Below are 15641 nucleotides of genomic sequence, written 5' to 3'. Positions count from 1 at the left end.
TTGTTTTTGCTTCATTGCCTTTATGCACGCTCAAATTAGTGAAAATAAGCTAATCGAACTCTTTATCGAAGTGAATGCTTATCGAAGCGGATGATTTAGCTATTGCCTTCCAATTCTATCAAAACAGCTATCGGGTAGGTAAAATACGTAAACCTGCTCGCAACCTGCTTTGACTCATTCTGAAGGAACTATCACGGATGTAAAGCTGATCTTTCAGGCAGCACTTGGCTGTAATGCTTCTTCTATTATTGTCGCTCATAACCATCCATTGGGGAATCTCAAACCCTCTCAGGCAGATAAAGACCTGACAGACAAGCTTCGCAAAGCTGGTCATGTACTTGAGTTACCTTTGCTGGATTATCTGATTTTAAGCAGTGAAGGGTATTTCTCCTTTGCAGACGAAGGGCTTTTATAGCCCTTCTTTTCTGTGTGTATTGAGTTGTAGCGTTATAGTTGACCTATTTTCATTTACTATCACTTACACAAGAATTTATGCAAGATAGGTTGGAGGAATAAATATGGATTCTTCTATCCGGATGATTTGATTGTCCCATTATAACCCACACGCAGCTTCTCAAATGCCGTTTGTAAGATAAGTCCAGGATTGACGCGCGACTTATCTTTTTTCCCGCCCACTACTATGTGACAGGCGAAAGCAAAGATAGATGAATAAAAAGGATCTTTTCAAGGGTAAAGGCTGTGCCCTGATTCCTATTTAGCCTGTCCACTATCTATCCCGCCGTAAAACGGACTCAGCCCCTGAAAACAAGAGACTATCTGCTAATCCTACCCAAAGCCGATGCTTTTTTCATCCGATGTGAAGCTATCGCCTGACACAAGGTTAGGCCTCACCAAAATCTTTTATTTCTATGAATGCTTCTTCTAACGGATCTGCTAATCGTATCCCGAATTTAAACCAAGAGCTGGCTCACTTTACAGGGAGTGAATCGTATTACCGCCACATGGTTTCCCGCCTCTACTATACGGAAGGGGTGCAGTATATGGCCCAAACCTATAGCTGTTACTGGCTCGTGGACAAAATCCTCATTGAAGCAGCGCTCAATAAGAATCTGCTTAAAGAAGACTTTCAGGTTTGGAAACTAATCTGGCTGAGAGAAGACATTTTTGAACTGCATTGTTCAGATGGAAACGACAGGGAACTATTTAAAGAAATCATTCCCTACTCAGATTTTGGAGCCGATCATCTCACACTGTGGTTGTCAGATAGAGTCCTGCTGCTGCCGACCGAGTATTAATAATTCTGAATATTAAACTAATAGCTGTAAGTGTGACAACCTATCGCTATTTATTTTTTCTTCCCACCGAATCCAGCTCCTAACCGGAATACCCAGGAGAATTATAGAGTTGTTTATTAAACTCGTTGTTGTAATTGAAGTTATACAGCACTGTAATCTGGAAAAACGATTTTCCTTCAGTGTTTATGTTTAATGACAATCCAGCCAGAGGATTCACCACCCAGTTGCGCCGTTTGTCTTCTCTGTCATCAAAATAAGGGTAATTTAACGCCTCAGTTTCGGCCTGTAAAAAGAGTGGTTTATCAAATATGCCAATGGTAGAACTATGCTTATTATAGAGGGGTAAGTCTCGATTTAAACACAAAAGAAGTTCTTTTCAGAGAATAGAAAATTATACTTACTAAAAACGAATATGATTTACTTCTCTTCCTGACAAATAATAGAAACCAGGTTGTGTCCCGGCAGGCCATTGCCGAACACCTTTCCGGGGAAACTTCTGAAAATCCGGATTCTTTTGACTTTGTCTACTCTCATGTTAAAATCTAAAAAGAAGCTTAAAGATAAAGGATATGTAGATTGTATTAAAACTATATATTGGTTTGGCTATAAACTGGAAGCATGATCAATCTCTGACTCATAATATGTAAGCCGTAGGTTCAAATAACGGAATAATAACGCCACCTTTTTGGGCGGGTTGAGGGCATAAGCTACAGCTTATAAAGCGATAACAAGATAAAGAGGATCTTTCATGTGTAATTATGTCTATTAACTTACTATTGACAGCGTTCAAAGTACTGACTAATTTTTGTGTACATCATTACTGGACTACATCTTTTGTTTTGGAAGGTAGGATTGAACTCTCATTCCTAAAAAACTTGTAAACTTTTGTTTAGTGCGTATATCAATGTTCCTTTGATAAACATAACTCTGAACTCTTGCTCGAAGTAATTTTATAGCGACCGGATTATTTTTCAAGTCATTGTAAATAGCTTTTAACTCTTTTTCGTTAATACTACCATAATAAGAACTAATAGAAAATGAAACTAATTCCGCAGCTGGTGTATTGACTTCAATGCCAATTTCGTTGAATAAATTTTTTAATTCTTTCACACCTAGGGACAGCATCAATTTTGTGAAAACCCCAAGACATACATCCATACTGCATATCATTAGGTTCAATACCGTAAATCACATCATCTTTAAAATTCGCAACTCTTCCTTTAATTTTCGTAAGTACAGTGTGATTTGCCCAAGATACCTTTGTCTTGTAAAAATAATTGAAACAAAAATTATTATAAAACAAGATAAAGTAAAGAAAATGGGACGAATATTCATTACAGGTTCTTCGGATGGTCTGGGTAAGATGGCCGCAAAATTATTAATAAACAATGGTCATCATGTAGTCTTACATGCCAGAAATGAACAAAGAGCGGAAGATGCACTAAAAGCCAACCCCAAAGCTAAATCTGTACTCATAGCCGACCTTTCCAGTATATCTGAAACAATAGCTTTGGCGGCAAAGGCAAACGCACTAGGACATTTTGATGCCATTATACACAATGCGGGTGTTGGTTACAGAGAATCCAACAAAATTCTGACGGTTGATAAATTGCCGCATGTTTTCGCAATCAACAGTCTATCTCCCTATCTCCTTACATCACTTATTGAAAAACCGAAGCGGCTGATTTATATGAGCAGTGGACTTCACCGTGATGGAGATAGCAGTCTTGATGATTTGTTATGGGAACACAAAACGTGGAATGGGTTTCAGGCGTATGCAGATTCTAAATCTCATAATGTACTATTAGCCTTTGCTGTAGCCAACCAATGGACTCAGGTAGCTTCAAATGCCTTGGAACAGGTATGGCTAGCTTCATCTCTGAATGTGCAGGTTCTACAGTCAGGAGGCTATTATTATCATAAACAACCACGGCAGGTACATCCTGAGAGCAAAAATCACGAAATACAGCAACTCTTTATTGATAGGTGCTCTGAAATTTCTGGAATTAAGTTTCCGTCTTAGGAAATTGGTCCATTTTTCATCGTTGTTGATAATACTTTAAAATTTGCAACTCCTGCTTTATTCTGCGCAACCATGATGATTTCTATCCATTCTACCTTTGGATCAACAGATTTAAAATACATCAAAATGAAGAATTTATCAGAAAAAGTTGCCGTTGTAACCGGCTCATCAAAAGGAGTTGGCGCTGCTATCGCATTCAAGATCGCTGCCGCTGAAGTTGTTGCTCAAATCAAATCCAATGGCATAGAGGCGTTTGCGATAAAGGCAAATGTTGCCAAAAAAGAAGAAATCAGCCGTCTGTTCGACAAAAGTATTGCACATTTTGGTAAGGTAGACATTTGGGTAAACAATGCCGGTGTGATGCTAAACAATTTCATCAAAGACTTCTCCGATGAACAGTTGGAAAACAAATTAAGAAATTTTCTACCAAAGCCATCGGGCGTGAACAATTTATCAGTATTGATAGGATTGAAAATAATGGATTGGATATTTACGGAAGCTTTCACAGTGACACGTGGTGTGATTTTAGAACCTATTTCAAATTCAATTTGAATGAAGAGTGAAAAATTCACCAACTGCAAATAGAGCAGGCAAAAAATTGAAATATGCAAGGAGAATTAATAATCAAAAACAACATAGAAAATGAAAACATTAGCAAATAAAAAAGTGATTATACTGGGTGGAAGTTCAGGATTGGGATTAGCGACTGCTCAGGCTGCCGCAGTGGACGGTGCAGAAGTTATTATTGTATCAAGCAACCAGGAGAGGATTGACAAAGAATTGGAAACTTTGCCTAAAAGCAGTAAAGGACTTGCTGTCAGCCTTGATAAGGAAGAAAACATAAAGACGTTCTTTGCCGGAGCTGGCAATTTCGACCATCTGGTGTATACCGCAGGAGAAAACATATCTATGAGCATGATGGATGATACGGAAATAGAAAAAGGAAAGGACTTTTTCACCATTCGTTTTTGGGGTGCATTTGCAGCCATTAAATATAGTAGGCATCATATCAACGAAGGCGGAAGTATCAATTTAATGAGTGGCAATTTCGGGCAACGTCCTGCTGCTGGTTATAGTTTGGGTGCTACGATTTGTGGTGCTATGGATGCTTTTACCAAAGCGATGGCTGTAGAACTGGCTCCGATACGAGTAAACAATATTGCCGCCGGAATTATTGATACCAATCTTTGGGGAAATATGAACGATGCCGACCGCAAAGGTTTTTTTAAACATTTGGAAAGTACCCTGCTCTTAAAAAGAGTGGGTAAACCAGAAGACATCGGACAAGCATTTGTTTATTTGATGAAACAAACTTATACCACCGGTCAGTCATTGGTTATCGATGGAGGTGCTGTATTGGTTTAATTTATGAGCTTTTAATACAAGTAAACATATCTGATCAATCCTAATTTTGTAGTTACTAAAATGTTTTAAAAATGGAAAGAATAGATAAACAAGACTCCAGAAATAAAGGATCTCAGGCTAGGGAAAGAATACAATAACACCCAGAGACAAACTTTTCCCGATTTTACTTACCAAACGGTAGATCATACAGAGCTTAAGGCGTTGAGAGATAAATATCATTTGGAAATAATAGCTGATAATGAACCGGATATCGAACGTGCTAAAAGACTTTTAAAATGGTTTCATGATGAAGTGCCCCACAACGACGCCCCCAATATCGATACGCTCAATGCCATCAGTATCATTGACAGTTACCGCAGCAACAGGCATGCGCACGGATGTTATCCGCTGTCTATTGCCATGAACGAAGTCTTTCTAGACATGGGCTTTCAGCCCCGAACGGTAATCTGCTTTTCAGGTCGTTACCCCAGTCCAGAAGACGGACATGTAATTAACAGCGTGTTTATTCCTTCTTTACAAAAATGGGCATACATGGATCCTCAGGATAATGCGTATGTAACAGATGAACACAATAATCTGCTCAGTATAGCAGAAGTGAGGCAAAGCCTGATAGACAATAAACCGCTAAAGCTGAATGCCGATGCCAATTATCATGGAAAAGCAGATGATATAAAGGATTATTTATATACTTTCATGGCCAAACACCTGTTTCGGATCATTTGTCCGTTGAACAGTGAATTCGGTTCGCAGACCAGGACAAAAGGCAAGGTGCTGCATTATGTCGAATTGCTTCCGGTTGGAATTAAAGACACGGAAGTGGACGGTTTTGAAACCAATGTAAACCTCAAGATCGGCGTGCAAGTCATTACTTGCCACACCAATAATGAGCAACTTTTCTGGAAAAAACCGTAATCCTCATTTTGGATAATCATTCTCGCATTTTGGTTTATTGAAGCTTTGGTATTGATGAGACATTTGCAATATAAATACAATGTCAAACAATAAGAATATCAAGATCATGAACAAAACAGTATTGATTACAGGAACCTCTTCAGGGTTCGGTGCTTCAGCGGCTAACTTCTTTACCCAAAAAGGCTGGAACGTGATTGCCACCATGCGGGACACAGGCAAGACTTCAAGTTTACGCAATTCAGAAAACATTTTTGTCACTAAGCTGGACGTGGAGGATACAGCGTCCATTCAATCTGCCATTGACGCTGGTATTAAGCGTTTCGGAAAGATTGATGTTTTGGTCAATAACGCAGGATATGGGCTCTTCGGCATTTTTGAAAGTGCAAGCCGGCAGGCCATTCAAAATCAATTTGCGGTAAATGTATTCGGGGCAATGGATGTAACAAGGGCTATCCTGCCTTATTTTCGTGAAAACAAGTCCGGCGTTATCATCAACGTTAGCTCAGGTGCAGGAGCTATTGGCTTTCCTATGGCCTCAATTTACAGCGCTTCGAAATTTGCGCTTGAGGGTTGGTCAGAAGGACTCCGTTATGAATTGGCTTCTTTAGGCATCAAGGTAAAAGTGATTGAACCAGGCGGTGCCACGCAAACGGGTTTCCTCAACCGGGTAGGCGGAGAAAGTACGGGATTACAATTGATTAATGATTACCTTCCATTTTTGGAGCAGACCGGAAAAATGTTCCAATCTATGGCATCAACTTCAGATATAGATGCGGTAGAAAAAGTGGTATCCGCTATCTACAAAGCTGCTATCGACGACAGCACACGGCTTCGATACTCCCCAACTGAAGATATACAGCCCATCTTGAATGCCCGTCGTTCGTCTTCTGAAGAAGCCTATCAACAGTTTACCGATAGCATTTTCACACAGGCTAATTCTTAACGATCAATTCATTAAAAGCTTTAAATGAAAACAATATTTATCACCGGCGCATCTTCCGGGTTAGGAAAAGCTACGGCAAAGTTATTTGCCCAAAAAGGGTGGAATGTAATCGCTTCTATGCGGAAGCCTGAAAAAGAAACAGAGCTTGTTTCCCTTGCAAATATTCATCTTTTACAGTTGGATGTAACCGATATTGAATCTATAAAAAATGCAGTGGCTGAGGCGATCAAAATCGCCCCTGTTGATGTGGTTTTCAATAATGCGGGTTATGGTTTAGCGGGACCGCTGGAGGGATACGTGGATGAACAGATAACCCGGCAGTTCAATACGAATGTGCTGGGCGTGATCCGGGTAACACAGGCATTTCTCCCGCATCTGCGTGAGAGAAAAAGCGGATTAATTATCAATACCACATCTATAGGTGGATTGGTAACTTTCCCTTTCAGTTCCATTTATCATGCTACAAAATGGGCGATTGAAGGCTGGAGCGAAAGTATGTCGCATGAATTGGCTACCCAAAGGATTCAAATTAAAACAATTTCTCCCGGAGGGATCGCTACGGATTTTATGACCAGGTCTATTGATATGGGGCAACACGAAGCATATGTCGAACCATTCAATAAGTTCATGTCAAGCTTCAATAATCCTGACAGCCCTTTACAATTCTCAGCGCCAGAATCTATTGCTAAGATAGTGTATGAGGCTGCAACCGATGGTAAAGACCAGCTTAGATATCTTGCAGGAAATGATGCGATATCTACTTATCAGCATAGAATAGATGTAGGTTCTGAAGCTTTTAGAAAGGGAGTAACAGCAGGTCTGCTACATTAATTCAATTCAGGATAGATTGTTTACATTTATGAAGTGAAAAAACATTTTATGATTAAATCTTTCACTTCAACTATTGCATTCATTGCCATCTTAGTGATATTGCTTTCCCTTATATCAGGGAAAGCAATTCATAATTTACAGATTAGAAATAGTGTGTTGGTGCATGGAGCCTGTCTAAAGTGTTCTAATGAGAAAGGATACAAAGTAGCTGTGAGACAACATACCTTGCAAAGTTTGGAAACTCATATTGCAGCCGGTGAATAGAATTAACGATAGCGGAAACAGTCGGGGCTTTAATGGGAAGACAGTAGTAAGCTTATCTAAATAACAACCTTAATTGGTTACAAAAAAAGAAAATTATGATAGATAAATCAGTACCTAAGAAAGAATTACACTATTACAAATCCATTTCAGATTTATGTAAAGCGCTTGGTGTTTCAAAACCATCTCATCCGTTGATTGTGCAAATCAATCATGATGAGATTTCTTCCAGTTCAAAGGTGCGATACCTTGTGCATGATTTCTATATGGTTTCGTATAAAAGTAATTTGAATGGTAAATTGAAGTATGGTCAGGGATATTATGACTTTGACGAAGGGGGATTACTATTTGTTGCTCCGAATCAAGCCTTATCAGTGATGGATGATACTGAATGCAAAGGACAAAGCTTGTTTATTCACCCCGACTTTTTTGCCGGGTATAATCTGCATAAATCAATAATGAAATATGGTTTTTTTGGGTATAATATCAACGAAGCGTTACATCTTTCTGAAAAGGAAAAGGCTAAAATTCTCCATGTCTTTGAGGATATTAAGGATGAGTTGGAAACATCTATTGACGATACAAGCCAGCAGTTAATTATTTCGTATATCGAAGTTCTCTTAAACTACAGTAACAGGTATTATAAACGACAGTTTATTACCAGGAAAGCCATTAACAGCCCGGTTATCGAAAGGTTTGAAACCATATTAAACAACTACTATAATGCCGGATTAGCTTCGGAGCTTGGCATTCCGTCAGTAAAATATTTTTCTGATCAACTGAATGTTTCTTCTGGTTATTTAAGCGACCTTTTAAGAAATCTTACAGGTATGAATACTCAACAACATATTCACGCCAAATTAATTGAAAAAGCCAAACAAAAGCTATCTACTTCTGAGCACACTGCGGCGGAAATTGCTTATGAACTGGGATTTGAATTTCCTCAGTCTTTTAATAAGCTATTTAAAATTAAAACAGGACTGACACCGTTGGAATTTAGGGAACAGCTTATGTGAACCAGATACGGTTCATTAATGCCAATGGTCTCACTAAAGTAGACTACCTCAATCTGTAGCGCATGGTACTTTTCAAAAACCGCCTGATTAAAAACCAGGCGGTTTCTACCTACAAACGAAAATTTAACATTACGCTAACACACTTTATTTTAGCAAATTAGATAGGCAGAATATAGCTACCAATCAGATATCTGCACAGCTTAAAGTTTTGACAGATAATCAGATGGTAGAATCACTTAGCGGATCAGGTAAGAATAAAAGCTACCGAATCTGTGAGCGTTTCTTTAATATCCGGTATTTGATGCGATATGGAAAAAACAGCATAAAGAAGAGGTATTATGGCTGGTACGTTTTCTGAGAGCTGGTGTACCCGAAATGAGCTAGTCCTTCAGGTAGAAAACCATCTGGAAGCAATGAGAAAAAGCAATTATTCTGTACAGGCAACTTACCTAAAAACGATGGCATTTTACCATATGGAGGAATTAGAGCTTTCTTGGAAGCTTTAGTTACTAGAATATGCCCAAACACATTTAAAAGTTTCTTCACAAAATACGTATACCAAAACTATTGATAAAGCAATACAAAAAGAGTTAGATCAATTTGTTGAAAAGTTGTTAGACAAAATACTATCAATGATGAGGTTATTATAGATCGCGATCTAGCATTCGATCCGGAATCTTGTTTATATACCATTAATATGGTGATGAGTGAATTCCTGAAATTAGATGTTAATAAAATTGATTTTGGAATATATTAATTAATCAACTTGTTAAAATTCGGATCAGATCTAGGAGATTTTATACCTAGCTATAACTTGGACCTTGTATATCAAAAATATTGTAAAGATAATGAAAATGCAGAAAAATATTATTTAAGAGCTGTTGAAAAAGGATATGAAGGTGCAATGAACAATTTGGGTCATTTATATGAAAATGAGTACAAAGATTATAGTAAGGCTGAAAGATATTATCTGATGGCTATTGAAAAAGGGGGTTCAGATGCAATGTACAATCTAGGTCTATTGTATGAGGAACAATTTAGAGATTATGTAAAAGCTGAACAGTATTATTTGATGGCTTCTGAAAGTGATCAAACAGGAGAAGATAGAATAGAATTGCTTAAATTCTATTACAGGACAAAACAGATGGATAAGGTGCTGAAGATAAGTGATATCCTTTTTGAGGATGAATTGTTTAAGCTGGAAGAAGAAAATATTATTGACTTAATTAGATTTCTGTTAGTGGTAAAACAATATCACTTTTTACTACAAAAGTTCAGAAGTCCGAACAATCATTTGCTGCTATTAGAACGTCCTATGTATTATACTTTGAGTTGGTTTATGAAAGCTGAATTACCTGGTGAATATAAAAAGACGAATGAAGAATTAAAAGAGACAGTAGATGAAATAATTAAAGAGGTTGAATTTAAATATGGAAATGCGGAGAATCTTCTATAAGTCTGCTTAGAGTGAAGACTATAGTTTTAATTGCAGGATTGATAAGCCGAACGATAGTATCTAGAACCATAACATCTGCATAGTATAAATTAATTCGCTACGATTAATCAGGAAAAAAGCAATGGCAGTAAACTATCTGAAAAACAGATAATCTCTAATCAATTATGAGCAAAGATGAATTTTGGTTAATGCAACCAGACGGAATTCCTGAAGAGATAATTAAAACAGTAAGAAATTATCCCTGTTATGGTGTTTCTTTCGAAAGTTCAGAGGGGCCTCTTAATCTTAGAACGTTTTCTCCCACTATAGCCGCTCTGTATGTATGTCAGGGAATCTCAGATGCTTTTTATAATAGTGAAGGAAAAGAGTTTCCTTTAAATGAAGTATTGATCACATATTGGAATGCCTATGAAAAGGGATACAAAGAATGTAAGGAGCTTTTAGAAAATAAATACTTAGCTGAGATTGAGAAAAAAGTGCCTGCTGAAATAATTACAAAAATTTATAACCTTGGCAGAGAGTGGAAAAGAGAGTGTTACTTTCCAATCCCTGTCTCAGAACGTTCAATCTATAATGTAGGTTATAATACAGGCCGGACAGTTGTCTTAGCAGAAGTTGTACATGAAAAAGGAGAGTGGTTTAAATTAGCGTTTGGATGCGAACTGAGTTGCAGTCCGGATAGACCAATTTTTGAAAATTTTAAGCCACTAGATCAAAATACTTATTTTAGAATTGGTCCCGCAGGAGTAGATAAGGATGGGATGAGAAAATTAAAAAAAGCAATTGGCATAATACCAGAAAATGGAATTGAAATAGAAAAGAATAATTTGTCATTTGCTGCCTTTCATAAACATTTTGAGCTTCTAAGCGGCCAGGCAAAAAACATAGGTATACAAAATGCCTTAAAATTTAATAGAACTACAGGAAAGCATATTGAAAAAGAATTAGATGAACATCAATATGCTGATTTTTATTCAAAATCTCATGTAAAGAATAACTTCAAAATTACACTAACCTTTGATAAGTTAAATAATAAGGTTCAGGCACAATTTCGTTTTGATGTTAATTATAATCCACTTCCATACATTGACTTTAATGAGTTCAAAAATTACGATACCTATTTGAAGGATGGTTATTCTGCAGACAATTATAGTAAGATAGCTAGTGCTAACGCTCAGGATATTATTATTAACAAAAGTAAGATACCTAAAATGATAAAAGAGTTTGACTCTTTCGATGAGTTATTTTATAACTCCCAAGAGATAAAACCTTGTATTGATGCATTGAAAAATATAAGAGTAGGGAAGAATGAAAACAGACGGACAGGAATAATATCCAGTAATGAAACCTGGATTGAAAAGAAACCAAATAAAAGCGTGCTTTTAGCCTGGGTTGCTGTTTTAAGGAAAAAATCTAAAATAAAAACCATTAATGATCAAAAGTTGAGCAGATTGCTTGAAAAACGCTTTCCAGGTCTTTCCTTGTCAAAGGATGCATCTAATTTTCGAACTATCACTACAGCTGAAAATGAGTATACTCCTGATTTCGAGAGTGTTATAAAGTAGTTCTTCCCGTTCTTCCCAATAAATTAACCGTGATAATTTAGGGAAGATCTTCCTGCGACTTTTGCTTTATGTTTAACGAATATAAAACAAATATGAAAGCAAAAGTCAATATGCCAAATAATCGGATGACTAAAGCAAGTGTAAAAGGAAAACGTGATGCTAGTACTAGTCGTAATACCCGAAATAATAACAAGGAGGTATTAAAAAGGACAGAATTGTTTAAAAGTCGATTAGCAGATTTTGGTGCTAAATGTCTAAGCAATATTCTGGTTTCTATATTCTTCAAACTTGCAGAATATTTCCATTGGTTTGAATGAACATGTGGTTTGAATGAACAAAATCTCTAATGCATCTGGCAAACGAGATATACTTTGCCAGATGCATAAATTTTTGCTCTAAAAGTGACTTTACTCAAATTTGGTGGGGCAATCACCGATTTTTTCTACTTCCCTACGGTCCATTTTTATGGGAGGAGGTCAAACATCAAATGATATACACTTTCAAAATTTTGAAAATCACATAGTCACTCTTTATAATGACAGATGGTCAATGTCCTGGTTTCCTCCATTAACAAGCAATTATGGTTTTAACAGCACTTTACCCATAGGCCGTTGATCGGTCAGATATTTATGTGCATCGATAACTGACGTTAACGGAAAGACCTTGCTGATCACCGGTGTAATTTTACCTAATTCGACGAAGGCGAATACTCTTTCAATAACTTCTTTAAGATGTCGATTTTTGGGACTGGTGGTATAAAGCCGAACCTTTCGGGAATTTGGGAGTAATTTTAATACGATAAGCGGCCAAACAGCTTTAAACAAACGCCATTTGGCATTCCCCTCTTTTTTCAACGCTTCTCCTACGCCGAAACTAATCAATTGGCCGTTTTTATCCAATACCTTGTAGGACCGCCACAAATTTGAGCCGCCAATAGGATCAAATACCGCATCAACACCTTTTCCGTTTTTTATAAGTATCTCTTTTACAAAATCAGTTTGCGTATAATCGATCGGTATACCACCTGCGACCGTTACTGTACTGACTTTATGGGTAGACACCGTTCCATAAGCAGTAATATTTAAAACCTTAGCCAAGCCAAGAACGGCAAGGCCTACTCCTCCCGCGGCTCCATGTATTAAAATGGAACTGCCCGCAGGTAATTTGGCTTTATTGACCAGAAGCTGATAGGCCGTTACATAATTAAGCATCGCACCAATGGCTTTCTCCGAAGTTATTCCTTGGGGCACAGCTACAATGATTTCACTGTCTATACATACGTATGAAGAATAACCGTCCTTTAATGTAAGTGCTGCAACACGGTCGCCGGGCTTAAAACCATAAACCTTTGTACCAATAGCAACGATATGGCCTACTACATCATAACCGGGTGTCATCGGATATTCAACAGGGCTAATGCCTTCACGAAATAGGATATCGCCCAGGGCAACACCACAATATTCTACCTTTACCAGAACCTGGGCAGCATTCAGGGATGGTAGATCCTCTTCAAAGATTTCGCAAACTTCAGCCGGCCCGGGCGTTCTGATAATCACCTTTTTATTTTTCAGGCCGCTCAGATCATATGGATTTTGAATCATGGTCACAGATTATTGATTTTTTACACTTGAAAAGGAAACTGTTTTGCCAGGCAGTGCTATCCCAACATAGCCACGCACCAGCATACTATTAGGACCATTCATTTTGATGATGCAGCTATAGTTTTCCCCACTTTTTATATCATAGATTGTCCCGTTTTTCCATTCACTTCCATTATACACAAAGCCGGATACTAAGGGCAGGTTCCTGAGGTCTCTCAACCTCAAAGCTGCATCCTTATTGTTGACATCTTTCCTTGAGGTTTTGCCATCCGCCTCATACATCTCTTTTGACCAAAGCAATATTCCGTTGAATGTGTTGCCCTTTCTAAAAATCTCGATCTTCGATTCCTTATTTTCTATCAGCCAGGTACCCAGAATTTTATCTGGTAAATTTTCCTGTGCAAATCCGGTAAAAGTGAACAATACAAAAAGGGACAGGGAAAGCATTAGTTTCTTTTTCATACTAATTGTTTTTTTTCAAAAATACTTAATATTAGTAATTAAAAGATACCAGTAAACTAAAGGTTACTAGTATCCTTAAGGTAACCTAACTTTAAATGGAACAGAATTGTATTGATATACGTGATCAGATAATGTCTCAAAAACTGGTAAAGTCAGTTGCTGACGCGTTGTATGTCATTGGCGGCAAATGGAAACTGCCAATCATTATTGCGCTTTTTGCTCAAAGCAAACGATTTAATGATCTTAAGAGAGCAGTCGAAGGTATTTCCGCCCGGGTGTTGTCAAATGAATTAAAAGATCTTGAAGCCAATGGTTTTATCAAGCGTAGAGTTTATGCAGAAGATACTCCGGTGACCGTTCTCTACGAACTTACCGAATATAGTAACAGTTTAGAAGAGGTTGTGCTTGCCCTCGGTAACTGGGGAGAATCGCATTTAATGAAATTAAAGACAGGATTAAAAGAAGTCCAGTCATAAATATCATTTTTTCTGGTAGCTATTTCATTGACTTGTAATCCTTGGTGACTGGCACCGACTTCTACTACAGATAGATGTTTTACTGGTTCAACCTGAGCGGTACAATTTGTCGGCTCCTCTGTTTTCAAACAGGTTTGAGATAGAAAATTTCAATTAAATATTTTTTCAATTACTACTACCAAGGTTGTGAACTGTGGGAAATTTCAGGGGTAGTTTTGCGTCTGGCAATTTTCTGACGCTTTTTTCCTCTGTTCATGGCCCGCTGCTCGATTTGTCGCTGCTTAAATTGGACAGCTGATAAATTATCTAACGCTTCATGCGGGCGGAGATGATTGTAATCCTGCATCCACTCTTCAACGGCCGACAAGCATATATCTTGGGTCAATATCCGAACTTGTGATAAGCTACTAAACTTGTGATAAGCTGCTGAATACATACGCATCCAATACATCTTTCCGAAAGCTGCCATTGAAACGTTCAATGAATCATCTCTGATCCAGTATCATTTTGAGTCGGTTTGCCTGGCTGGATGTATTGCAAGTGAATCTTATTTGCGTTACACCAATCCACTAAGTCCCCAGCTAAAAACTCAGGCCCGTTGTCAATACGAATCTGGGTAGGCTTTCCTCTCCATTCAATCACGGATTCAAGTACCCTCTTGACTCTGAGAGCAGGCAGAGAAGTATCTACATTTGCTACGTGCACAGTATCTATTTCAATAGCTAACACTTCCCGATTGTAATCATCGAGCCGATGCCAGGCACGTAGCAGGTTGATATTTAACGTTCGAAAACGCATGCCAGTAGTTAACACATCACTCATGAAGTCCTATTGACTAGATACGGTCAATAGACCAAGTTTGATTAGTCTGCCCAGGTTGAACTAATGGTTCTTTTATTCTTTTGGGCAAGCGACGTTTGTACTTACGTTTCAACCTGCCATCATGAGCATCTGAGGTTAATTCATTCCCAGCTTCTTGTAGACCCTGTGTACTCGCTTAAGTATATCCCATGAGATCTACATTTCCACATCAGCCCTTCACTACGAATGCGGCCAAATGGTTTCTAGAAGCCTTCAATGAATCGTATCTGATTCATGGTTTTCTCCCTGCCCATTCATGGAGTTTTTCAGCCACTGGCTCATCTTGCTTGCGAGACCGGTAATACATCACTGACCGACTGTAACCAATGATACGACAGGCCCGGCTAATGCTGCTTCCATGCTCTTTTCGAATGTAATCAACAATCCCTTTGGCTTCAGCGGACCTTATAGCTTTCATGCCGATGGCTTGACAGGTTTTTCTACTACATCTTTTAAAATCTTGTAATCTAGGCTCGCGGATCAGAGCTGACATAGCCGTCAGGCTAAGAGAAGAGAATTTAGTAAATAGAGATAAATATTTATCTCTATTTTATGAAGTGTTTTCCTAAATGCCAATTAGAAGAAAGTCAAATAGTTAACAGGATAGAAGGAC

22 protein-coding genes and 1 pseudogene are annotated in these 15641 nt (G+C 38.0%); 16 read left to right on the top strand and 7 right to left on the bottom strand.

All coding sequences use genetic code 11. The annotated features are described in order from the left end of the window. Nucleotides 1-22: 22 nt before the first annotated feature. From QNI22_RS40420 to QNI22_RS33970, 3 genes and pseudogenes are all read left to right on the top strand, one after another. Nucleotides 23-184, top strand: a pseudogene (locus QNI22_RS40420) (IS982 family transposase); the annotation flags it as partial. Next, nucleotides 170-415: a JAB domain-containing protein gene (locus QNI22_RS33975; RefSeq protein ID WP_314518111.1), complete on the top strand. Its 246-nt coding sequence runs from the start codon at nt 170-172 to the stop codon at nt 413-415. The pseudogene QNI22_RS40420 and the gene QNI22_RS33975, both read left to right, overlap by 15 nt. A gap of 454 nt (nt 416-869) precedes the next feature. Continuing rightward, the gene (locus tag QNI22_RS33970) at nt 870-1256 is read left to right on the top strand and encodes a DUF6876 family protein (RefSeq protein ID WP_314518109.1); all 387 of its coding nucleotides are present in this window, start codon (nt 870-872) and stop codon (nt 1254-1256) included. Between the two features lie 79 nt (nt 1257-1335). On the opposite strand, the gene QNI22_RS33965 is transcribed toward QNI22_RS33970, so the two are convergent. Continuing rightward, nucleotides 1336-1620 (bottom strand): hypothetical protein, encoded by a 285-nt coding sequence (locus tag QNI22_RS33965; protein WP_314518106.1) that lies wholly within the window; start codon nt 1618-1620, stop codon nt 1336-1338. A gap of 26 nt (nt 1621-1646) precedes the next feature. Between QNI22_RS33965 and QNI22_RS40415 the strand changes: the two genes are divergently transcribed. After that, on the top strand, nt 1647-1802 hold the full coding sequence (locus QNI22_RS40415) for a winged helix-turn-helix domain-containing protein (RefSeq protein WP_419836263.1): 156 nt from the start codon (nt 1647-1649) through the stop codon (nt 1800-1802). 279 nt (nt 1803-2081) lie between these two features. Here QNI22_RS40415 and QNI22_RS33960 read toward each other — a convergent pair whose 3' ends face one another. Next, the gene (locus QNI22_RS33960; RefSeq protein ID WP_314518103.1) at nt 2082-2414 is read right to left on the bottom strand and encodes a hypothetical protein; all 333 of its coding nucleotides are present in this window, start codon (nt 2412-2414) and stop codon (nt 2082-2084) included. 160 nt (nt 2415-2574) lie between these two features. Between QNI22_RS33960 and QNI22_RS33955 the strand changes: the two genes are divergently transcribed. From QNI22_RS33955 to QNI22_RS33905, 11 genes are all read left to right on the top strand, one after another. After that, on the top strand, nt 2575-3279 hold the full coding sequence (locus tag QNI22_RS33955; protein ID WP_314518101.1) for an SDR family NAD(P)-dependent oxidoreductase: 705 nt from the start codon (nt 2575-2577) through the stop codon (nt 3277-3279). Between the two features lie 72 nt (nt 3280-3351). Beyond that, nucleotides 3352-3831 carry an SDR family NAD(P)-dependent oxidoreductase gene (locus QNI22_RS33950; RefSeq protein WP_314518099.1) on the top strand — a complete coding sequence of 160 codons (480 nt, stop codon included), beginning with the start codon at nt 3352-3354 and terminating at the stop codon, nt 3829-3831. Nucleotides 3832-3921: 90 nt separating this feature from the next. After that, on the top strand, nt 3922-4644 hold the full coding sequence (locus QNI22_RS33945) for an SDR family oxidoreductase (protein WP_314518098.1): 723 nt from the start codon (nt 3922-3924) through the stop codon (nt 4642-4644). Nucleotides 4645-4863: 219 nt separating this feature from the next. After that, a complete protein-coding gene (locus tag QNI22_RS33940) occupies nt 4864-5556 on the top strand; it encodes a hypothetical protein (protein WP_314518096.1) in 693 nt (230 codons plus the stop codon). A gap of 79 nt (nt 5557-5635) precedes the next feature. Then, nucleotides 5636-6499, top strand: coding sequence for an SDR family oxidoreductase (locus tag QNI22_RS33935; RefSeq protein WP_314518093.1), 864 nt, complete (start codon nt 5636-5638; stop codon nt 6497-6499). A 24-nt stretch (nt 6500-6523) separates the two neighbouring features. Beyond that, entirely contained in the window at nt 6524-7330 is an 807-nt protein-coding gene (locus tag QNI22_RS33930; RefSeq protein ID WP_314518091.1) for an SDR family oxidoreductase, read from the top strand. 359 nt (nt 7331-7689) lie between these two features. Further along, complete coding sequence (locus QNI22_RS33925) at nt 7690-8607, top strand: helix-turn-helix domain-containing protein (RefSeq protein ID WP_314518085.1); 918 nt, start codon at nt 7690-7692, stop codon at nt 8605-8607. Nucleotides 8608-8945: 338 nt separating this feature from the next. Then, nucleotides 8946-9113: a hypothetical protein gene (locus QNI22_RS33920; RefSeq protein ID WP_314518084.1), complete on the top strand. Its 168-nt coding sequence runs from the start codon at nt 8946-8948 to the stop codon at nt 9111-9113. Between the two features lie 308 nt (nt 9114-9421). Continuing rightward, nucleotides 9422-10063 (top strand): tetratricopeptide repeat protein, encoded by a 642-nt coding sequence (locus QNI22_RS33915; RefSeq protein WP_314518082.1) that lies wholly within the window; start codon nt 9422-9424, stop codon nt 10061-10063. A gap of 164 nt (nt 10064-10227) precedes the next feature. Next, nucleotides 10228-11628, top strand: a complete 1401-nt coding sequence (locus QNI22_RS33910) for a hypothetical protein (RefSeq protein WP_314518080.1) — start codon at nt 10228-10230, stop codon at nt 11626-11628. 92 nt (nt 11629-11720) lie between these two features. Beyond that, nucleotides 11721-11945 (top strand): hypothetical protein, encoded by a 225-nt coding sequence (locus tag QNI22_RS33905; protein WP_314518076.1) that lies wholly within the window; start codon nt 11721-11723, stop codon nt 11943-11945. Between the two features lie 261 nt (nt 11946-12206). Here the strand turns inward: QNI22_RS33905 and QNI22_RS33900 are convergent, their stop codons facing one another. Both QNI22_RS33900 and QNI22_RS33895 read right to left on the bottom strand, forming a co-directional pair. Then, the gene (locus QNI22_RS33900; RefSeq protein WP_314518074.1) at nt 12207-13229 is read right to left on the bottom strand and encodes a zinc-binding dehydrogenase; all 1023 of its coding nucleotides are present in this window, start codon (nt 13227-13229) and stop codon (nt 12207-12209) included. Between the two features lie 9 nt (nt 13230-13238). Further along, nucleotides 13239-13691 carry a DUF2147 domain-containing protein gene (locus QNI22_RS33895; protein ID WP_314518073.1) on the bottom strand — a complete coding sequence of 151 codons (453 nt, stop codon included), beginning with the start codon at nt 13689-13691 and terminating at the stop codon, nt 13239-13241. Nucleotides 13692-13786: 95 nt separating this feature from the next. On the opposite strand from QNI22_RS33895, the gene QNI22_RS33890 reads away from it, so the two are divergent. After that, the gene (locus QNI22_RS33890) at nt 13787-14167 is read left to right on the top strand and encodes a winged helix-turn-helix transcriptional regulator (protein ID WP_314518072.1); all 381 of its coding nucleotides are present in this window, start codon (nt 13787-13789) and stop codon (nt 14165-14167) included. Nucleotides 14168-14342: 175 nt separating this feature from the next. Here the strand turns inward: QNI22_RS33890 and QNI22_RS40525 are convergent, their stop codons facing one another. From QNI22_RS40525 to QNI22_RS33880, 3 genes are all read right to left on the bottom strand, one after another. After that, complete coding sequence (locus QNI22_RS40525; RefSeq protein WP_474004539.1) at nt 14343-14603, bottom strand: integrase core domain-containing protein; 261 nt, start codon at nt 14601-14603, stop codon at nt 14343-14345. 41 nt (nt 14604-14644) lie between these two features. Continuing rightward, nucleotides 14645-14989, bottom strand: coding sequence for a DDE-type integrase/transposase/recombinase (locus tag QNI22_RS33885; RefSeq protein ID WP_419836261.1), 345 nt, complete (start codon nt 14987-14989; stop codon nt 14645-14647). A 271-nt stretch (nt 14990-15260) separates the two neighbouring features. Continuing rightward, entirely contained in the window at nt 15261-15446 is a 186-nt protein-coding gene (locus tag QNI22_RS33880; protein ID WP_314518071.1) for a hypothetical protein, read from the bottom strand. Nucleotides 15447-15641: the final 195 nt, after the last annotated feature.

Origin of the sequence: Xanthocytophaga agilis, from assembly GCF_030068605.1 — a bacterium.
Taxonomy (GTDB): domain Bacteria; phylum Bacteroidota; class Bacteroidia; order Cytophagales; family 172606-1; genus Xanthocytophaga; species Xanthocytophaga agilis.
This window is presented reverse-complemented; position numbering and strand designations above follow the sequence as displayed.